The sequence below is a fragment of the Streptomyces sp. NPDC015242 genome, from assembly GCF_043079125.1.
GTDB lineage: Bacteria > Actinomycetota > Actinomycetes > Streptomycetales > Streptomycetaceae > Streptomyces.
In genome coordinates, this window is the sequence record NZ_JBIBUF010000006.1 from 67,130 (window position 1) to 84,943 (window position 17,814).

At 73.3% G+C, this 17,814-nt stretch carries 20 protein-coding genes and 1 tRNA gene; 10 read left to right on the forward strand and 11 right to left on the reverse strand.

The annotated features are described in order from the left end of the window. Positions 1-45: 45 nt before the first annotated feature. The gene (locus ACF07N_RS20855; RefSeq protein WP_392114992.1) at positions 46-2,121 is read left to right on the forward strand and encodes an MDR family MFS transporter; all 2,076 of its coding nucleotides are present in this window, start codon (positions 46-48) and stop codon (positions 2,119-2,121) included. A 70-nt stretch (positions 2,122-2,191) separates the two neighbouring features. On the opposite strand, the gene ACF07N_RS20860 is transcribed toward ACF07N_RS20855, so the two are convergent. Then, on the reverse strand, positions 2,192-2,938 hold the full coding sequence (locus tag ACF07N_RS20860) for a cobalt-precorrin-6A reductase (protein WP_392114995.1): 747 nt from the start codon (positions 2,936-2,938) through the stop codon (positions 2,192-2,194). A 651-nt stretch (positions 2,939-3,589) separates the two neighbouring features. On the opposite strand from ACF07N_RS20860, the gene ACF07N_RS20865 reads away from it, so the two are divergent. Beyond that, entirely contained in the window at positions 3,590-4,390 is an 801-nt protein-coding gene (locus ACF07N_RS20865) for an HAD-IIA family hydrolase (protein ID WP_392114998.1), read from the forward strand. Here ACF07N_RS20865 and ACF07N_RS20870 read toward each other — a convergent pair. Both ACF07N_RS20870 and ACF07N_RS20875 read right to left on the reverse strand, forming a co-directional pair. Next, positions 4,376-5,149, reverse strand: a complete 774-nt coding sequence (locus ACF07N_RS20870; RefSeq protein ID WP_383339091.1) for a sulfite exporter TauE/SafE family protein — start codon at positions 5,147-5,149, stop codon at positions 4,376-4,378. The genes ACF07N_RS20865 and ACF07N_RS20870 overlap by 15 nt on opposite strands. Positions 5,150-5,226: 77 nt before the next feature. Next, positions 5,227-6,414 carry a thiolase family protein gene (locus ACF07N_RS20875; RefSeq protein WP_392115001.1) on the reverse strand — a complete coding sequence of 396 codons (1,188 nt, stop codon included), beginning with the start codon at positions 6,412-6,414 and terminating at the stop codon, positions 5,227-5,229. A gap of 181 nt (positions 6,415-6,595) precedes the next feature. Between ACF07N_RS20875 and ACF07N_RS20880 the strand changes: the two genes are divergently transcribed. From ACF07N_RS20880 to ACF07N_RS20905, 6 genes are all read left to right on the forward strand, one after another. Then, positions 6,596-6,853 carry a WhiB family transcriptional regulator gene (locus ACF07N_RS20880; RefSeq protein ID WP_383394512.1) on the forward strand — a complete coding sequence of 86 codons (258 nt, stop codon included), beginning with the start codon at positions 6,596-6,598 and terminating at the stop codon, positions 6,851-6,853. Continuing rightward, positions 6,850-7,332, forward strand: coding sequence for a Dps family protein (locus ACF07N_RS20885; RefSeq protein WP_383336039.1), 483 nt, complete (start codon positions 6,850-6,852; stop codon positions 7,330-7,332). The genes ACF07N_RS20880 and ACF07N_RS20885 overlap by 4 nt, the downstream gene beginning before the upstream one ends. A gap of 53 nt (positions 7,333-7,385) precedes the next feature. Beyond that, on the forward strand, positions 7,386-7,730 hold the full coding sequence (locus ACF07N_RS20890; protein WP_392115004.1) for a DUF3140 domain-containing protein: 345 nt from the start codon (positions 7,386-7,388) through the stop codon (positions 7,728-7,730). Between the two features lie 145 nt (positions 7,731-7,875). Continuing rightward, a complete protein-coding gene (locus ACF07N_RS20895; protein WP_392115007.1) occupies positions 7,876-8,712 on the forward strand; it encodes a hypothetical protein in 837 nt (278 codons plus the stop codon). A 145-nt stretch (positions 8,713-8,857) separates the two neighbouring features. Then, entirely contained in the window at positions 8,858-9,670 is an 813-nt protein-coding gene (locus ACF07N_RS20900) for an SAM-dependent methyltransferase (protein ID WP_392115010.1), read from the forward strand. Positions 9,671-9,774: 104 nt separating this feature from the next. Next, a complete protein-coding gene (locus ACF07N_RS20905; protein WP_365095499.1) occupies positions 9,775-10,311 on the forward strand; it encodes an NUDIX hydrolase family protein in 537 nt (178 codons plus the stop codon). Positions 10,312-10,428: 117 nt separating this feature from the next. Here ACF07N_RS20905 and ACF07N_RS20910 read toward each other — a convergent pair. Further along, a tRNA-Pro gene (locus ACF07N_RS20910) sits at positions 10,429-10,502 on the reverse strand. A 136-nt stretch (positions 10,503-10,638) separates the two neighbouring features. Here ACF07N_RS20910 and ACF07N_RS20915 point away from each other — a divergent pair. Both ACF07N_RS20915 and ACF07N_RS20920 read left to right on the forward strand, forming a co-directional pair. Further along, positions 10,639-11,337 (forward strand): transketolase, encoded by a 699-nt coding sequence (locus ACF07N_RS20915; protein WP_383339085.1) that lies wholly within the window; start codon positions 10,639-10,641, stop codon positions 11,335-11,337. 41 nt (positions 11,338-11,378) lie between these two features. Continuing rightward, on the forward strand, positions 11,379-12,290 hold the full coding sequence (locus ACF07N_RS20920; protein ID WP_392115013.1) for a transketolase family protein: 912 nt from the start codon (positions 11,379-11,381) through the stop codon (positions 12,288-12,290). 13 nt (positions 12,291-12,303) lie between these two features. On the opposite strand, the gene ACF07N_RS20925 is transcribed toward ACF07N_RS20920, so the two are convergent. The 7 genes from ACF07N_RS20925 to ACF07N_RS20955 form a co-directional block, all read right to left on the reverse strand. Beyond that, positions 12,304-12,660 (reverse strand): MmcQ/YjbR family DNA-binding protein, encoded by a 357-nt coding sequence (locus ACF07N_RS20925; RefSeq protein WP_383336033.1) that lies wholly within the window; start codon positions 12,658-12,660, stop codon positions 12,304-12,306. A gap of 30 nt (positions 12,661-12,690) precedes the next feature. After that, positions 12,691-13,218 carry a GNAT family N-acetyltransferase gene (locus tag ACF07N_RS20930; RefSeq protein ID WP_383339081.1) on the reverse strand — a complete coding sequence of 176 codons (528 nt, stop codon included), beginning with the start codon at positions 13,216-13,218 and terminating at the stop codon, positions 12,691-12,693. Further along, positions 13,215-13,787 (reverse strand): helix-turn-helix domain-containing protein, encoded by a 573-nt coding sequence (locus tag ACF07N_RS20935; protein ID WP_392115017.1) that lies wholly within the window; start codon positions 13,785-13,787, stop codon positions 13,215-13,217. Before ACF07N_RS20935 ends, ACF07N_RS20930 begins: the two co-directional genes overlap by 4 nt. A gap of 46 nt (positions 13,788-13,833) precedes the next feature. Then, a complete protein-coding gene (locus tag ACF07N_RS20940; protein WP_392115020.1) occupies positions 13,834-14,736 on the reverse strand; it encodes a LysR family transcriptional regulator in 903 nt (300 codons plus the stop codon). Between the two features lie 31 nt (positions 14,737-14,767). Then, positions 14,768-15,961 (reverse strand): glycine C-acetyltransferase, encoded by a 1,194-nt coding sequence (locus tag ACF07N_RS20945; protein ID WP_383587771.1) that lies wholly within the window; start codon positions 15,959-15,961, stop codon positions 14,768-14,770. Positions 15,962-15,996: 35 nt separating this feature from the next. Then, the gene (gene tdh / locus ACF07N_RS20950) at positions 15,997-17,025 is read right to left on the reverse strand and encodes an L-threonine 3-dehydrogenase (protein ID WP_383336028.1); all 1,029 of its coding nucleotides are present in this window, start codon (positions 17,023-17,025) and stop codon (positions 15,997-15,999) included. A gap of 200 nt (positions 17,026-17,225) precedes the next feature. After that, positions 17,226-17,798, reverse strand: a complete 573-nt coding sequence (locus ACF07N_RS20955; RefSeq protein WP_392115022.1) for a GAF domain-containing protein — start codon at positions 17,796-17,798, stop codon at positions 17,226-17,228. Between the last annotated feature and the right edge of the window lie 16 nt (positions 17,799-17,814).

Below are 17,814 nucleotides of genomic sequence, written 5' to 3' on the forward strand. Positions count from 1 at the left end.
ACGTTCTGGCATGCGCACGTAGCCCACAGGTGTGAAGGTGACGACGTGACCGTCGTGGAGGAAACCGCCCCGCCCGCCTCCCAGCCGCCGGTGCTGGACACCCGCCGCCGCAACGTCGTCTTTGTGACGATCATGCTCGGCATGCTGCTCGCGGCGCTCGACCAGACGATCGTCGGGACCGCCCTGCCGACCATCGTCTCGGACCTGGGGGGCGCCGAGCACATGTCGTGGGTGGTCACCTCGTACCTGCTCGCGGAGACCGTCGCGACCGTGCTGGTGGGCAAGTTCGGCGATCTGTTCGGCCGCAAGCTGGTCTTCCAGGTGTCGGCGATCGTGTTCATCACGGGGTCGTTCCTGTGCGGTCTGGCCACGAACATGCCGCTGCTGATCGCCTGGCGGGCGATGCAGGGCATCGGCGCGGGCGGGCTCATGGTCACGTCCATGGCGCTGATCGCGGACGTGATCCCGCTGCGGGAGCGCGGCAAGTACCAGGGCGCGATCGGGGCGGTGTTCGGCGTGGCCACCGTCGTCGGGCCGCTGCTGGGCGGGCTGTTCACCGACCACCTGACCTGGCGCTGGGCGTTCTACGTCAACGTGCCCATCGCCATCGTGGTGGTCGTGGCGGCCGCCCGGACCATCCCCGTGGTGAAGTCGGCGGTCCGGCCCGTCATCGACTACCTGGGCATCGCGCTCGTCGCCGTCGGCGCCAGCGCGCTGATCCTCGCCACGAGCTGGGGCGGCAACGAGTACGCCTGGGGCTCGGGGGTGATCATCGGCTTGTTCGTGGGCGGTGTGGTCGCGCTCGGGGTGTTCTGCCGGGTGGAGTCGCGGGCGCGCGAACCGATGCTGCCCATGCGGCTGTTCGCCAACCCGGTGTTCACGGTCTGTTCGGTGCTGAGCTTCATCGTCGGTTTCGCGATGCTCGGCGCGCTGACCTACCTGCCGACGTATCTGCAGTACGTCGACGGCGACTCGGCCACGGTGTCCGGCGTGCGGACGCTGCCGATGGTGGCGGGGCTGCTCATCGCGTCGGTGTTCAGCGGCACGGTGGTCAGCAGGACCGGCCGCTACCGGCTGTTCCCGATCGTCGGTTCGCTGGTGATGGGCGTGGGCCTGTACCTGATGTCCCTGATGGGGCCGGGCACGGGCGCGGGGCTGGAGTCCCTGTACATGTTCGTGCTGGGGACCGGCATCGGGCTGAGCATGCAGGTGCTGACGATCGCGGTGCAGAACACCGTCGACTACGCCGACCTCGGCACCGCGACCTCCGGCGTCACCTTCTTCCGTACGCTGGGCAGTTCGTTCGGCACGGCCGTGTTCGGCACGATCTACACCAACGCGCTGGCGCCCAACCTGCGCGAGGGAGTCGCCGAGGCGGCGCGGGCCGGTGAGGTGGACCCGGCCGGCCTCGGCAGGGCCGCGACCAGCCCGGAGGGCGTGCACGAGCTGCCGTCGGCCACGGCGGCCCCGGTCATCGACGCCTACGCGGACACGCTGCAGACGGTGTTCCTGTGGACCGTTCCGGTCGCGGTCCTGGGCTTCCTCGTCGCCCTGTTCCTCAAGCAGGTGCGGTTGCGCGACACCGCGCGGACCGGGTCGACCGACCTCGGCGAGGGGTTCGCCTCGCCGCACGGCGCGGATTCCCAGCGGGTGCTGGAAGCCGCCGTAGGGAAGATCATCGGCCGGACGGACCTGGACACCGCCCGCCGGATCGTGCAGGAGTCCGACACCCGGCTGGACGTGGCCGGGGCGTGGGCCGTGATGCAGGTCGAGTTGTTCACACGGCTGGTCGGGCACGCCAGCCTCGGGCTGATCGCCGCGCGGCGCCGGATGCCGCCGGAGGTGCTGCTGCCGGTCTTCGAGCGGATGGTCGAGGAGGGGTTCCTGACCCGCCACGGGTCGGTGCTGTCCCACACGGAGGCCGGTGCCCGGGAGGCCGCGGTCATCAGCAGGGCGTGGGCGGCGTGGCTGGAGGACCGGCTGGGGCAGGACATCGGGCGCCCCTCGGACGCCGACCTGCGCATCGCGGTCGACGCGATCGCGAAACGGCTGCTGGTGGAGGACCTGAGCCACGGACTGCCGACCGGGCCGGCGAGGACGCCGGTGACGAGCGGGGCGTGACGCGCCCGGCTCAGGTCCTGTCCCCGAGTGCCGAGTCCCCGGGTCCTCCGGGACGGCGGGCGCGGGGCACTCAGAGCGCGGCGGGGCCCAGCCGCTCCAGCACCCCCGCCACGTCGGGAACCGCCGGCACGCCCTCCGGCAGCGGCGGCCGCCCGACCACCACGACCGGCAGCGCGAGGTCCCGCGCGGCGGTCAGCTTGGCCGCCGTGGCCGCTCCCCCGCTGTCCTTGGTCACCAGCACGTCGACGCGGTGCTCGCGCAGCAGGGCCGTCTCGCCGGGCACCGTGAAGGGGCCCCGGGCCAGCAGCACGTGCGTGTCGGGCGGCAGCGGCGGCTCGGGGGGATCCACCGACCGCACCACGAAGTGGAGGTCGGCCAGGTGTGCGAACGAGGCGAGTCCCAGGCGTCCCGTGGTGAGGAACACGCGGCGGCCGAGACGGGGCAGCAGGTCCGCCGCCGCGTCCAGGGAACGGACCGGGTGCCAGCGGTCCCCGGGCCCCGGCCGCCACCCCGGTCGGCGCAGCACCATCGCCGGCACGCCGGTCGCCGCCGCGGCCCGTGCCGCGTTGGCCGTGATCGACTCGGCGAAGGGGTGCGTGGCGTCGACGAGCGCGGTCACGCCTTCCCGCCGCAACCACGCGGCCAGCCCCTCGGCGCCGCCGAAGCCTCCGACGCGCACGTCCCCGTCGACCGCGCCCGGCCGTGCCACCCGCCCCGCGAGGGACGTGGTGACCCGGACACCGGGGCGTGCGCACAGCGCGGTGGCCAGAACACGGGCCTCGGCCGTGCCGCCGAGGATCAGGACATGAGGGGACACGGCGTCGAGCGTACGAGGTCCCCTACGGCGCTCGGCGACGCGGGTACGGGCCGGCGGGCACGGCCCGGGGGGGGGCTGGGGCTGTGGGCACGGCCCGGGGGGCTGGACCTGCGGGGCTCGGCCCGGGAGGCCTGAACCTGCGGGCACAGCCCGGGGGGGCTGGATCGGCAGGCGCGGCCAGGGGTACCGGCCCGGCGGGCACAGGCCGGGGCGACGGGCCCGGCTCGCACGGCCCCGGACAGCTGGACCAGCGGCCACGGCCCAGGATGGCCGGACCGGCAGGCGCAGCCAGGTGGCCGGCCCGGCGGACACAGGCCGGGGCGACGGGCCCGGCTCGCACGGCCCCGGACAGCTGGACCAGCGCGCACGGCCCAGGGCAGCTGGACCGACGGCCACGGCCCAGGATGGCCGGACCGGCAGGCGCAGCCCAGGGTGCTGGACCGGCAGGCACAACCCAGGCGGCTGGCCCGGCCTGCAGAGCCCCGGGCCGCGGACCAGCAAGCAAACCCCCGAGCGGCCGGACCGGCAGGCACAGCCCTCGCGGCCAGCCCCGCGCACACAGCCCAGGCGGCCGGCCCGGCAGGCACAGCCCCGACACAGCCCCGGGCCGCTGGACCGGCAGGCGCGGCCCGGGATGGTTATGGTCCTGGCATGAGGTCCGTGCGTGCCGTGCTCGTGGACATCGACGGGGTGCTGACCGTCTCCTGGCGGCCGCTGCCCGGTGCCGTGGAGGCGTTGCGGGAGATCCGGGCGGCCGGGCTCGCGGTCCTGCTGGTCACCAACACGACCTCCCGGACGCGGGCGTCGATCGCCGGCACCCTGGCGGACGCGGGATTCCCGGTGTCCGCCGAGGACATCCTCACCGCGCCCGCGGCCACCGCCGCCCACCTCGCCGAGCACTCCCCCGGTGCCCGGTGCGCCCTGCTGAACAGCGGCGACATCGCGGCGGACCTGGAAGGGGTGACGCTGGCCGACCCGGCGGACGGCCACGCCGTGCCGGATGTGGTCCTGGTCGGCGGGGCCGGCCCCGAGTTCGGCTACGAGGCGCTCGACCGGGCCTTCGCGCATCTGCAGCGCGGGGCACGGCTGGTGGCGATGCACCGCAACCTGTACTGGCGTACGGCCGAGGGGCTGAGGCTGGACTCGGGCGCGTTCCTGGCGGGTCTGGAGCGGGCGGCGCGCGTGGAGGCCGAGATCACGGGCAAGCCGGCCCGGGCGTTCTTCGAGGCGGCCCTGACCCGGCTCGGTGTCGGCGCGGGCGAGGCCGTGATGGTCGGGGACGACGTCGAGTCCGACGTCCTGGCGGCGCAACGGGCCGGGATCACCGGCGTGCTGGTGCGGACCGGCAAGTTCCAGCAGGAGACGCTCGACGCCGCCGACGGCACGCCCCACCACGTGATCGACGCGTTCGCGGACCTTCCCGTCCTGCTGCGGGGTTCAGCGCAGCAGTAGCTGAAGCCCGCCCACGACGGTCGCGGCGATGACGAGTTGCTCGAACAGCCGCTGGTTGATCCTGTCGACCGCCCACTTGCCGAGCAGCGCGCCGGGCACGACGAACCCGACGAGCGCCAGGTCGAGCAGGAGGGAGCGGCCGTCGATCAGGCCGAGGCCGGCGCTGAAGGGCAGCTTGGACACATTGACGATCAGGAAGAAGAACGCCGAGGTGCCGAGGAAGCCGAGCTTGCGGAAACCGGCCGACAGCAGGTACATCGACATCACGGGGCCGCCGGCGTTGGCGACCATGGTGGTGAAGCCGCCCAGCACGCCGTAGGAACGGGCCTTCAGGCGGCCCGAGCGGGTGGTGACCGACTCCGGTTCCTCCTCCGTGTCCGCCGTACGCCGGCGCCACACCGTCACGGCCGCCATGAGCAGCAGGATCGCGCCGATGGAGGTCCGTACGACCCCGTCGTCCGCCCACAGCAGGAACACCGTGCCGACGACGACGCCCGCGGCGACCGCCGGGAACAGCCGCCACAGCGTGGGCCAGTGCGCGTGCCGCCGGTAGGTGGCGACGGCGAGCAGGTCCCCGGCGATGAGGATGGGCAGCAGCACGCCGGTGGAGGCGCGGGCGGGCAGCACCGCGGCGAAGACGGCGAGGCTGACCGTGTTGGCCCCGCTCACGGCGGTCTTGGAGAAGCCGACGAGCAGGGCCGCGAAGGCGAGGGCGGCGAACTCCCAGCCGGTGATGTGCCAGAGCGTCATGGTGTTCATGCGAACACCGATGCTATGTGCAACGAACCGGTGCGGTCAGCGCCGTCTCGCCTGCCGGGCGTCCTGGCCGGTCCGGTTCAGGGCCGTTCGACCAGCACCGCGCTGCCCTGCCCGACCCCGACGCACATCGTCGCCAGCCCCTTGGCGGCCCCGGTGCGCCGCATGCGGTGCAGCAGCGTCGTGAGGATGCGGGCGCCGGAGCAGCCGAGCGGGTGGCCGAGGGCGATGGCGCCACCGCTCGGGTTGACCAGCTCGGGGTCGATGCCGAGCTGGTCGACGCAGGCGAGCGCCTGGGCCGCGAACGCCTCGTTGAACTCGGCTTCCTGGAGGTCCCCGACGTCCCATCCGACCCGGGCAAGGACCTTGCGGGTGGCCGGGACCGGGCCGATGCCCATGACGTCGGGGTGGACGCCGGCGGACCCGCCGGCGACGTAACGGCCGAGGGACTCCAGGCCCAGGTCGTTCAGGGCGTCCTCGCTGACCAGGAGGAGTCCGGCGGCGCCGTCGTTCATCGGGGAGGCGTTGCCCGCGGTGACCGTGCCGCCCTGCCGGAAGACCGGCTTGAGCCGGGCCAGCTTCTCGTAGGAGGTGTCCTCGCGGACGCACTCGTCGGTGTCGACGACCACGCCGTCGGGGCGTTCGACGGGCAGCAGTTCGTCGTCGAAGTGGCCGTTCTTGCGGGCGTCGGCGGCACGTTGGTGGCTGCGCAGGGCGAACTCGTCCTGGCGCTCGCGCGGGATGCCGTACCGGGCGGCGACCTCCTCGGCCGTCTCGCCCATGGACAGCAGGCCGTGCAGCTCCTTCATCGCCGGGTTGACCAGACGCCAGCCGAGGCGGGTGTCGACGGTCTCGATGCGGTGCGGCAGGGCCTCGTCGGGGCGGGGCAGCACGAAGGGGGCGCGGCTCATCGACTCGGAGCCGCCCGCGACGACGATGTCCGCCTCGCCGGCGGCGATGGTGCGGGCGGCGGTGGTCACGGCCTCCAGGCCGGACGCGCACAGCCGGTTCACGGTGGCGCCGGGCACGGTCTCGGGCAGGCCGGCCAGGAGGGCGGCCATGCGGGCGACGTTGCGGTTGTCCTCGCCGGCCTGGTTGGCGGCGCCCCAGTAGACGTCGTCGACGCGGGCGGGGTCCAGCGCGGGCACGTCGCCGACGAGGGCGCGGACGACGGTCGCGGCGAGGTCGTCGGGCCGTACCGAGGAGAGGGATCCCCGCAGTTTGCCGATGGGGGTGCGGCGGGCGGCCGCGAAGTGGACGGGACGCACGAGAGGCTCCTCACACCGCTTAATTAGCACTGCTAGTTTCGAATGATAGACCCTCACCCCGCCCCTGGGAAGGTTTCGGTGGCGCCACGGCCCGCTGGATGATGTTCTCGCAGGCCGGGACAGTGACCGGGCGGGTGTGGCGGCGCGTTTGCCCGCAGGTGCGGTGGGCACCCGCGCGGTCATGGAGTGGTTGCGGAGCGCCGCCTGCGTGGACGAGGACCCCGAGCTGTTCTTTCCCGTGGGCACCGCGGGTCCCGCCCTGCGGGACGTGACGGCCGCCAAGCGGATCTGCGCGCGCTGCCCGGTGACCGACGACTGCCTGAGCTTCGCGCTCGGCAGTGGTCAGGCCGCGGGCGTGTGGGGCGGCACCTGCGAGGAGGAACGCGACGCGCTGCTCCGGACCACGAGAGACGACGCGAGAAGGAGAAGCGCCCTATGACGGCTGTGAGGAGCACACTGCCCGACGACGCCCGCAAGGTCGCCTGCGAGGCACTCCAGGACACCCTGGTGGATCTGCTCGGACTCTCGCTGACCGCGAAGCAGGCGCACTGGAACATCGTCGGCCCGCGCTTCCGGTCCATCCACCTGCAGCTGGACGAGGTGGTGACGGCCGCGCGGAACTTCGCCGACACGGTCGCGGAGCGGTCCGCGGCGCTCGGTGTGCCGCCGGACGGCCGCCCGGAGACGGTCGCCAAGGCCTTCACGCTGCCCGCCCCGAAGGAGGGCTGGGTGCGCGACGAGGACGCCGTGCAGGTGATGGTGGAGTCGCTGCAGGAGGCGATCGGCCGGCTGCGCGAGCGCATCGAGGCGACCGAGACGGCCGACCCGGTCACCCAGGACCTGCTGATCGCCGTCACGGCGGAACTGGAGAAGCAGCGCTGGATGTTCGACGCCGAGAACTTCCCCCGCGGCACCTGACCCCGCGCGGATCCGGCACCGAGCACGCGACGTACGCACGGAAGGGGCAGACGATGACCGACGCCCTCGAACTCGACGCGCTGTGGGAGGACTTCCACCGCGTGGTGAACATGACCTCGCAGGAACTCGCGGCCTGGCTGCGCGTGCGGGACGCCGACGAGGCGGCCGAACCCCTGCCGGAGCAGGCGGGCACGCCCACGGGGCAGCACGTCCTGGCGATCCTCCAGAAGCGGCGGACGGACCTGACCGGCGACGATCTGCGCGTGATGCGGAAGGTCGTCGACACGGTCATGGACCAGGCCGACCTGGAGAACGAGCCCGAGCCGGAGACGACGGCCGAGGACACCCGCCGCCGGCACCGGCTGATGACGCTGGGGCACGACCCGCTGAAGGGCTAGGCGCGGACCGCCGGAACCCCACCGGCCCGGACGTCCCTCCACCGGCCCGGCACCGGCCTCACCCGAACAGTCCGGTGCCGGTGGTGGCCCGTCCGGGCCGGTGGTGCGCTGGGGGCATGCGTCACGCTCCCAGGAGGCACCCCTGATGACCGGTCGTCCGTCCCCCCTCGTCCGAGCCCTCTCCACCACCGTGGCGGCAGGCGCGCTGCTGGCCACCGCCGCCTGCTCGGACGACGGCGGCACGGACGGTTCGCGCGTCCCCGGCGTCGCCGCCTCCCAGGTCGCCGGGAAGAAGCAGCCGGCGCGCCAGACCCCCTCCCCCACCGCCACCCTCTCCACCGACGGCGCCCGGGCCGCGCTGATCACCGAGGCGGACATCGAGGACGACTGGACCCAGGTCAAGGACACCGAGGCCGGGAACTGGCACGACAGCCTGCTCATCGGCACGGTCGACGTCTCCGGTTTCCTCACCGCCAAGGCCCAGGCCGCCGACTGCCAGCGGCTGCTCGACTCCCTCTTCGACGACGACCTGCTGGGCAGGCCGTCGGGCTCCTCGGAACTGCGCGGCTTCGAGCAGGGCGACTCGCGCCTGCTGTACCAGGTGGCCTCCTACGACCGGACCGACCCGCAGGACTCCCTCAACTGGATGGCGGCCCTGCCGGAGAAGTGCGACCAGTTCACGGCGACCGACGACGGCGAGCAGCGCACCGTCCAGGTCGTCGACGCCTCGCTGCCCGCCGTGGGCGACGCCCGCGAGGCCGTGCGGGTGACGGTCCGGGGCACGACCGGGGGCACGGCCGCCACGCTGACCCTGGACGTCGCCGCCGTGCGCGTCGGCGACGACGCCGTCACCGTCACGGCGGGCGGGCTCGACGGCGGCGAGGACGACTCCGTCAGGCAGGCGGCGAAGCTCGGCACCCAGCGCCTGAAGGACGTACTGGCCGGCAAGACACCCGCGGCGAACCCGAGCGAGATCGAGTAGGGTACGCCCGGGCCTCCGTCCCCGCCGGGCCTCTCCCCGCCGGACCCCGCCCCGCCCTGCCGATTCCCGGGACAACGTGATCATCGGGGCGGCACAATGACGGCGGCGGCCGGTCGCGGCCGCACGGGCGAGGAGAGGAAGAGACGTGAGTGAGAGCCACACCCCGCCGAGCGGCTCGGCGAGGCTGAACACCGGTGTGGCGCACAACGCGCGCGTGTGGAACTACTGGATCGGCGGCAAGGACAACTACGAGGTCGACCAGCAGGTCGGCGAGCACGTCGCCGGCATGTTCCCGATCATCCGGGACATCGCCCGGGCGGACCGGGACTTCCTGGGCCGGGCCGTGTCCTTCCTGGCCGGCGAGCGCGGAGTGCGGCAGTTCCTCGACATCGGAACGGGCCTGCCCACGGCCGACAACACCCATGAGATCGCCCAGCGGATCGCGCCCGACTCCCGCATCGTCTACGTCGACAACGACCCCATCGTGCTGGTGCACGCCCGCACCCTGCTGACCGGCACCCAGGACGGCGTCACCGCCTACATCGACGCCGACGTGCACGACCCGGACGCCATCCTGGAGCGGGCCGCGGGCACCCTGGACTTCACCGAGCCGGTCGCGGTGATGATGCTGGGCATCCTCAACTTCGTCCTGGACACCGCCAAGGCCCGGGAGATCGCGCACCGCGTGATGGCCGCGGTCCCGTCCGGCAGCCACCTGGTGCTCACCCACCCGACCTTCGACGACGCGCTGGGCGGCGCGGGCCAGATCCCCGCGATGAAGTTCTGGAACGAGAACGCCACTCCCCCGATCACCGCCCGCAGCGGCGCGGACATCGCGGCGTTCTTCGAAGGGCTCGACCTGCTCGAACCGGGCCTGGTCTCGTGCGGTCAATGGCGCGCCGAGCCCGGCGCGTCGGTCCTGGTGCCGCAGTACGGCGCGGTGGCCGTGAAGCCCTGACGAGCGCCGATCGCGCGAGGACGGTTGAACGGGCGTGCGGCCGGTCACAGTTCTTCTGGAGCGGCTACCCAGGAAGTCCGAACGGCTGAAAGTATGATCAAGCGATGTCTGACATGACCGAAACCACGCCCGGCTGGCTGTCCTCCGACGAACTGGAGTCGACGCGCGCCCGCATGCCGATCCTGTACGTCGAGGCGGTCCCGGTCCGCGTCGACGACAGCGGCGAAGTCACCAGTGTCGGCCTGCTGCTGCGCATCGGGCCCGACGGTACGGTCAGCCGGACGCTGGTCTCCGGCCGCGTGCTGCACCACGAACGCGTCCGGGACGCACTGCTGCGCCACCTGGAGAAGGACCTGGGCCCGGTCGCGCTGCCCCGCGTGCCGGCGTCGCTGCAGCCGTTCACGGTCGCGGAGTACTTCCCGACGCAGGGCATCACGCCGTACCACGACCCGCGCCAGCACGCGGTGTCCCTCGCCTACATCGTGCCGGTGACGGGCGACTGCCGGCCCCGGCAGGACGCGCTCGACCTCGTGTGGTTCAGCCCGCAGGAGGCCGTCTCGGCGGCGGTGCAGAGCGAGATGCCGGGCGGCCACGGGGTGCTGCTGAAGCAGGCGCTGGCCCATGCGGGGTGTGCGATCTGACGCGCGGAGGGGCGCGGGCGGCGGGGTTCCTCGCCGCCCGCGGTCTCCGTCACGCCGCCACGACGACGAAAAGCGGGTCCGCCGATGCCGGTGGACCCGCTTTCGCGTTCCGTACTGTCGGGACGACAGGATTTGAACCTGCGACCCCTTGACCCCCAGTCAAGTGCGCTACCAAGCTGCGCCACGTCCCGTTACCCGTCTGACCTGGGGGTTTCCCCCGGCCGAACGCGCAGGGAAACAATACCGCACTCGCGCTGGTGATCGCGCATCCGTTTCCCGGGCGCACCGCTTGACCTCAACATTGCTTGAGGTTGCACGCTCGTGTCCATGACCAACACGACACTCACGTACACGTACGCCGACCTGCCGGAACTCATGGGCCTGATGACCGGGGACGAGAAGCACGGCCCGGCCGCGACGTCCACGCTGGACGTGCTGTGGGTGCTCTACGACCGGGTGCTGCGGGTCGGCCCGGAGCGGATGACCGACCCGGAGCGGGACCGCTTCCTGCTGTCCAAGGGGCACGGGCCGATGGCGTACTACGCCGTCCTGGCCGCCAAGGGCTTCCTGCCGGTGGAGTGGCTGCCCGGCTTCGGCTCCTACGACTCCCCGCTCGGCCACCACCCCGACCGCACACTCGTGCCCGGGGCGGAGATCGGCAGCGGGTCCCTGGGGCACGGACTGCCCATCGCCGTCGGCACGGCACTGGGACTGCGCGCCCAGGGGCTCGACGAGCCGCGGGTGTGGACGCTGATCGGGGACGCCGAGCTGGACGAGGGCAGCAACCACGAGGCGATCGCCTTCGCCGGGCCCGCCGGGCTGGAGCGGCTGCACACCGTCGTCGTCGACAACTCCTCCGCGAGCCACGCGCGGCCGGGCGGGATCACCGCCCGCTTCGAGGCGGCCGGCTGGTCCGCGCTCACCGTCGACGGCCGTGACCACGAGGCGCTGTACGCCGCCTTCACCGCACCGCATCCGGGCCGCCCGCACGTGGTGGTGGCGCGCGTCGAGCCGAAGTCCGCCTGACCTTCCCACCGACCGGAAACCGGAAAGGAATCCTCACTCCCATGGACACCATGCGTGACCGTTTCGCCCCCGTCGTGACCCGGCTGCTCGACGAGGATCCCCGGGTGGCGGTGGTCCTCGCCGAGATCGGCGTGGACGGCTTCGCCCAGGCGGCCCGCCGGCACCCCGGGCGGGTCGTCAACGTCGGTATCCGCGAGCAGCTCCTGGTCGGGGCGGCGGCGGGACTGGCGCTGACCGGGCTGCGGCCCGTCGTGCACACCTTCGCCAGCTTCCTCGTCGAGCGGCCCTTCGAGCAGGTCAAGCTGGACCTCGGGCACCAGGACGCAGGCGCCGTGCTGGTGAGCGCGGCGGCCTCCTTCGACTGGCCGGCGGGCGGCTACACCCACATGGCGCCCGGCGACGTGGCGCTGCTCGACACCCTGGACGGCTGGACCGTCCACGTCCCGGGCCATCCGGACGAGGCCGAGACCCTGCTGCGGCACGCGATCGCCGCGGGCGACGACAAGGTGTACGTCCGGCTCTCCGTGCAGTCCAACCAGCAGGGGCTGCCCGTGGACGGTGAGCGGTTCCGCACCGTCCGCGAGGGGCGCTCCGGTGTCGTGGTCGCCGTCGGGCCGCTGCTGGACGCCGCGCTCGCCGCGACCGAGGGCCTGGACGTCACCGTGCTCTACGCGACCACCGTCCGCCCCTTCGACGGGGCCGCCCTGCGCCGGGCCACCGAGACGGCCGGGTCGGACGTCGTCCTGGTGGAGCCCTATCTGGCGGGCACGTCGACGGCGGCGGCGAACAACGCCCTGGCCGATGTGCCGCACCGGGTCCTGGGCCTGGGCGTGGGGCGCCGGGAGCTGCGCCGCTACGGGCAGGTGGAGGAGCACGCCGCCGCCCACGGCCTGGACGCCCGGTCGCTGCGGGAGCGGATCGGGGGGTTCCTCGGGGCGGCGACGTCCGGGTGAGACCCGCCGGGTGTCACTCCGGCGGGAGGCCGAGCCGCGGATGCGCCTCCAGCAGCCGGGCCGGGGCCGCCTGGCGCCACGAATCGGCCAGGATGTCGCGCAGCTCGGCCTCGTCCTCCAGCGCGTCGAGCCGGGCCCGGACCCAGGCGAACTGCGCCTCGTGGCCGGCGATCCAGAACTTGCCCGGCTCGGCGAGCACCAGTTCGTCGCGCTCTTCCTTGGGGCAGCGCACGGCGAGGGAGGTCTCGTCCTCGGGCAGCGTGGCGAACATCTTTCCCGCGACCCGGAACGTGGGCATGCTCCAGGCGGTCTTCTCCGTCGTGTCCGGCAGGGACAGGGCGATACGGCGTACGTCTTCGGCGTCCGGCATGGCAGGAACCGTAGCGGCCGCCACTGACAATCACCTGGTGGGAGCCGTTTGCGGTACGCGCTTGTAGTAGATGGTCGTCGCAGCCGGCGCGCCGTCGGGGCGGGCCGCGTAGTCGGGTATCACGCCGACGGGCGTCCAGCCGGCGGACCGGTACAGCCGCTCGGCGGGGCTGCCCGTCTCGGTGTCCAGGTGCAGCAGGGTGATGCCGGCCGCCGCGGCGGCGTTCTCGGCGGTGGCCAGGAGCCGGCGGCCGAGACCGCGCCCGCGGGCGTCCGGGTGCACCATGAGCTTGACCAGCTCGGCGCGGTGGCGGCTGTTGGGCTTCGCGGGGAACGCCAGGCTGACGGTGCCCAGGACCCGGTCGCCGTCGGGTGCGGCCCAGACGGCCAGCCGGCCCGCGGCCACCTCGCGGGCCCGCTCCCGCCACCACGCCAGGGCCTCGGCACGGCCGAGCGGGGCGAGGAAGCCGACCGAGGCGCCGCCGTTCACGGTGGCGGCCAGCAGGTCCGCCAGCGCCCCGGCGTGGCCCGGCAGCCGGGTCTCGTCGAGGCGGATCACGGCCGCACCACCGCCAGCAGGTACCGGACGCCCTCGGGGGCCGCGCACCGGAAGCGGGTCGGTCCCCACACCCGCATGCGCAGGCAGTCGCCGGTGCCGAGGTGGTGCTCGGCGTCCTGGACGGTCACCCGGAGCGCCCCCTCCAGGATCCAGACGTGCTGCTCGAGACCGGCCACGGGCGGGCGGTCGTAGGCGATGTCGGCGCCGGCCGTGAGGTGTCCCTCGACGAGTTCGCCGCGCAGGGCGGGGTGCGGCGGGGAGAGCGACCGGCGGAGGAAGCCGGAGGCCCGGTCCTGCCACACGGGCTGGTCCGCCGCGCGCACGACGGCGTCCGGCGCGGCCTCGACCTCGCTGAGCAGCTGGGACATGGTGCGCCCGTAGACGGCGCACAGACGGTTCAGGAGGGAGGCCGTGGGGCTGGTCTCGGCGCGTTCGGCCCGCGAGAGGGTCGACCTGCTCACGCCGCTCCGCTCGGCCAGCTCCTCCAGGGACCAGCCGTGTTCGGTGCGCAGCTCGGCCAGGCGGGCGCCCAGCCTGGTGTCGACGGGGTCCATTTCGTCGCTTCTCATATCCGGGACGCTATCCCGGATATGAGACAACCGGGTTACGGAGTGCTCACACGCGGGCCGCGGCGGCGAGCGCGTCCAGCACCGGGCGGATCAGGGGATGTTCCTCCGCGCCCCGGCGCACGGCGGCGAAGACCCGGCGCGTGGGGGCGGTGCCGTCGACGGGGCGGACCACCACACCGGCCAGCTCCATGCCGCGCAGCGCCGACCGCGGCACGAGCGCCACCCCGGCGTCGGCCGAGGCGAGCGCAACGACCGCCCGGAAGTCGTCCGAGGAGTGCTCCATACGGGGCTGGAAGCCGGCGCTCTCGCAGGCCAGCACCACCACGTCATGACACGGGTTGTTGGGGTACGGGCCGATCCAGGGGTCCTTGGCCAGTTCGGCGAGCGGCACCTCGGCAGCGTCGGCCAGCCGGTGGCTGACGGGCACGACCGCGTCGAAGGGCTCGGCGTACAGCGGGACGTGGGCCAGGCGCGGATCGTCGGCGGGCGGAGCGCCCCGGTACTCGACGGCCACGGCGACGTCGACCTGCCGGTCCAGGACCATCGGCAGGCTGGCGTCGCCCTCGGCGTCCTGGACGCGGATGCGGATACCGGGCGCCGACGCGGCGAGGCGGGCCACCGCGGGGGCCACCACCAGGGCGATGCCGGTGGCGAAGGACGCGACCGTGACCGTGCCGGCCGCGCCCGAGCTGTAGGCAGCGAGTTCCGCCTCGGCCCGCTCCAGCTGGGCGAGGACCGCGTTGGTGTGGTTCAGCAGGATCTCGCCCGCCGGGGTCAGGCGCACGCCCTTGGCGCCGCGCTCGACGAGCCGGTGGCCGGTCTCCTGTTCCAGCGCGGCGAGCTGCTGGGAGACGGCCGACGGGGTGAGGTACAGCGCGGCGGCAGCCGCCGTCACCGTGCGGTGGTCGGCCACCGCACGGAGGATGTGGAGCCGCCGCGCCTCGATCATGTGACCGATTCTCTCAGGTCACCGGCGGTTTTCAGCCCTCCAGCTCCGCGCGGGCGGCGACGAAGGCGTCCACCGCGCGGTGCACGTCGTCCGTGGAGTGCGCGGCCGACAGCTGGACGCGGATGCGCGCCTGTCCCTGCGGCACGACCGGGTAGGAGAAGCCGATCACGTACACGCCGCGCTCCAGCAGGAGTTCGGCCATGCGGCCGGCCCGCGCCGCGTCGCCGATCATCACCGGGGCGATGGCGTGGTCGCCGGGCAGGACGTCGAAGCCCTCCTCGGTCATGCGGCGGCGGAACAGGGCCGTGTTCTCGGCGAGCCGGACGCGCAGGTCGTCGGCGGACTCCAGCAGGTCGAGGACCTTCAGGGACGCCGCGGCGATCACGGGGGCGAGCGTGTTGGAGAACAGGTACGGCCGGGAGCGCTGGCGCAGCAGGGCGACGATCTCGGCGCGAGCGGCGACGTAGCCGCCGGAGGCGCCGCCGAGGGCCTTGCCCAGGGTGCCGGTGATGATGTCGACCCGGTCCATGACGCCGTGCAGCTCGGGGGTGCCGCGGCCGCCGGGGCCGACGAAGCCGACGGCGTGCGAGTCGTCGACCATGACCATCGCGCCGTGGCGGTCGGCGAGGTCGCAGATCTCGCGCAGCGGGGCGACGTAGCCGTCCATGGAGAAGACGCCGTCGGTGACGATCAGCTTGCGCCGGGCGTCGCCGGCGGCCTTGAGCTGCGCCTCCAGGTCGGCCATGTCGCGGTTGGCGTAGCGGAAGCGCTTCGCCTTGCTCAGGCGGATGCCGTCGATGATGGACGCGTGGTTGAGCGCGTCGGAGATCACCGCGTCCTCGGGGCCGAGCAGCGTCTCGAAGACGCCGCCGTTGGCGTCGAAGCAGGAGGAGTACAGGATCGTGTCCTCCTGGCCGAGGAACGCCGAGAGCCGCGCCTCCAGTTCCTTGTGCACCTCCTGGGTGCCGCAGATGAAGCGCACCGAGGCCATGCCGTAGCCCCAGCGGTCCAGGGCCTCGTGGGCGGCGGCGATCACCTCGGGGTGGTCGGCGAGGCCGAGGTAGTTGTTGGCGCAGAAGTTGAGGACCTCACCGGGGCGGCCGCCCGCGGTGACGTTCACGGTGGCGGACTGCGGGGTGCCGATGACGCGCTCGGGCTTGTGCAGTCCGGCGGCGCGGATCTCGTCGAGGGTGGCGCGCAGGTCGTCGCGCACGGAGTCGAACATCAGGAAGCTCCTAAGGTGCTTGCGGAGAAGGGGAGTTACGCCGTCCAGTCGATGATGACCTTGCCGCCGCGGCCGCTCGCCGCATCGGCGAACGCCGCGTCGAAGTCGCGGAAGCCGTACCGGCCGGTGATCACCGGCGCGAGGTCGAGGCCGCCTTCCAGCAGCACGGACATCGCGTACCAGGTCTCGAACATCTCGCGGCCGTAGATGCCCTTGACAGTGATCATCGAGGTGACGATCCGGGCCCAGTCGACGGGGAACTCCTGCGCGGGCAGGCCGAGCATGGCGATGCGGCCGCCGTGCGTCATGTTGGCGATCATGTCCCGCAGCGCCTCGGGGCGGCCGGACATCTCCAGGCCGATGTCGAAGCCCTCGCGCAGTCCGAGCATGCGCTGGCCGTCGGCGATGCCGGCTTCGGCGACGTTGAGCGCGAGGCTGACGCCGATCTTGCGGGCCAGTTCCAGCCGCTCCTCGCTGACGTCGGTGATCATCACGTTGCGGGCGCCCGCGTGCCGGGCCACCGCCGCGGCCATCAGGCCGATCGGGCCGGCGCCGGTGATCAGCACGTCCTCGCCGACGAGCGGGAAGGACAGCGCGGTGTGCACGGCGTTGCCGAACGGGTCGAAGATGGCGGCCACGTCCAGGTCGACGGGGACCCGGTGCACCCACACGTTGCCCGCGGGCAGCGCGACGTACTCGGCGAACGCGCCGTCGCGGCCCACGCCCAGCCCGACGGTGGCCCGGCACAGGTGCCGGCGGCCCGCCTGGCAGTTGCGGCACTTGCCGCACACCAGGTGACCCTCGCCGCTGACGCGGTCACCGACGGAGACGTCCGTGACGTCCCGCCCGGTCTCGACGACCTCGCCGACGAACTCGTGTCCGACCACGAGCGGGGTGCTGATCGCCTGCTGGGCCCAGCCGTCCCAGGCCCTGATGTGCAGGTCCGTGCCGCAGATGCCGGTGCGCAGCACCTTGATCAGGACGTCGCCGGGACCGATCACCGGCTCGGGGACGTCCGCGAGCCACAGGCCGGGCTCCGCCTTCTGCTTGACCAGCGCCTTCACCGCTACGGCTCCTGGGGGGTGAGTCCCGGCTGCGGGCATGCCGAAGGGGCCCCTGGGCCGGGAGAGGAGTGGAATCGCACAGCAATCTGCCGTACGACGGCGCACCGGTCCATCGAGGATTTCTTAAGCGCCGCCTCAGCTTTCCTTCACGCCCTCGGCGCGAGCGGCCGGAGCCGCGGTGGTGAAAGGCCCGGTGCGACTCACCAGGGCAGCAGGCCGCCTCCGCCCTCCAGGTGCACGACCAGTTCGGCGGCGTGTTGCTTGATGGCCGTCAGGCCCGCCTTCCCCCAGGGCCGCGGCTGGACGTCGGCCACGCTCACCGTGCCGAGCACCAGGCCGGTGCCGTCGATGAGCGGAGCCCCGAGGTAGGAGCGGATGCCGAACTCGTCGACCACCGGATTGCCGGCGAAACGGGGATAGTCGCCGACGTCCTCCAGGACCAGGGCCTTGCGGCGCGCCACCACATGGGGGCAGAAGCCGTGGTCGCGCGGCAGGACGCGGCCGAGGCGCGGACCGGTGCCGTCGCCGCGCACCACCGGCGTGACGGCCGGCACGTGCAGGCCCGCGTAGAACTGCCCTTGCTCGCAAGGGAAGTTGACCATGGCGTACGGCGCCCCGGTGAGCTGGGCGAGGCGCTGGGCGAAGGCGTCGAGGGCGGGTTCGGGGCGCTCTCCCAGGCCCATCCCGCGCAGTCGGCGAGCGCGGGCGGGGGCCTCCTTGTCCTCGGGTGTGAGCAGCAGACGACCGGCCGGGCGCGGCGGGTCGTAGCTCATGGGCGTGCTCCCGGGG

What these genes read in the sequence shown, in the direction of transcription:
- ACF07N_RS20935 (WP_392115017.1), bottom strand. Translation starts at nt 13,787, where the DNA reads ATGAGAAGCGACGAAATGGACCCCGTCGACACCAGGCTGGGCGCCCGC.
- ACF07N_RS20870 (WP_383339091.1), bottom strand. Translation starts at nt 5,149, where the DNA reads ATGAACACCATGACGCTCTGGCACATCACCGGCTGGGAGTTCGCCGCC.
- ACF07N_RS20945 (WP_383587771.1), bottom strand. Translation starts at nt 15,961, where the DNA reads ATGTTCGACTCCGTGCGCGACGACCTGCGCGCCACCCTCGACGAGATC.
- ACF07N_RS20890 (WP_392115004.1), top strand. Translation starts at nt 7,386, where the DNA reads ATGACCGACGCCCTCGAACTCGACGCGCTGTGGGAGGACTTCCACCGC.
- ACF07N_RS20885 (WP_383336039.1), top strand. Translation starts at nt 6,850, where the DNA reads ATGACGGCTGTGAGGAGCACACTGCCCGACGACGCCCGCAAGGTCGCC.
- ACF07N_RS20865 (WP_392114998.1), top strand. Translation starts at nt 3,590, where the DNA reads ATGAGGTCCGTGCGTGCCGTGCTCGTGGACATCGACGGGGTGCTGACC.
- ACF07N_RS20955 (WP_392115022.1), bottom strand. Translation starts at nt 17,798, where the DNA reads ATGAGCTACGACCCGCCGCGCCCGGCCGGTCGTCTGCTGCTCACACCC.
- ACF07N_RS20920 (WP_392115013.1), top strand. Translation starts at nt 11,379, where the DNA reads ATGGACACCATGCGTGACCGTTTCGCCCCCGTCGTGACCCGGCTGCTC.
- ACF07N_RS20895 (WP_392115007.1), top strand. Translation starts at nt 7,876, where the DNA reads ATGACCGGTCGTCCGTCCCCCCTCGTCCGAGCCCTCTCCACCACCGTG.
- ACF07N_RS20925 (WP_383336033.1), bottom strand. Translation starts at nt 12,660, where the DNA reads ATGCCGGACGCCGAAGACGTACGCCGTATCGCCCTGTCCCTGCCGGAC.
- ACF07N_RS20940 (WP_392115020.1), bottom strand. Translation starts at nt 14,736, where the DNA reads ATGATCGAGGCGCGGCGGCTCCACATCCTCCGTGCGGTGGCCGACCAC.
- ACF07N_RS20880 (WP_383394512.1), top strand. Translation starts at nt 6,596, where the DNA reads ATGGAGTGGTTGCGGAGCGCCGCCTGCGTGGACGAGGACCCCGAGCTG.
- ACF07N_RS20915 (WP_383339085.1), top strand. Translation starts at nt 10,639, where the DNA reads ATGACCAACACGACACTCACGTACACGTACGCCGACCTGCCGGAACTC.
- ACF07N_RS20905 (WP_365095499.1), top strand. Translation starts at nt 9,775, where the DNA reads ATGTCTGACATGACCGAAACCACGCCCGGCTGGCTGTCCTCCGACGAA.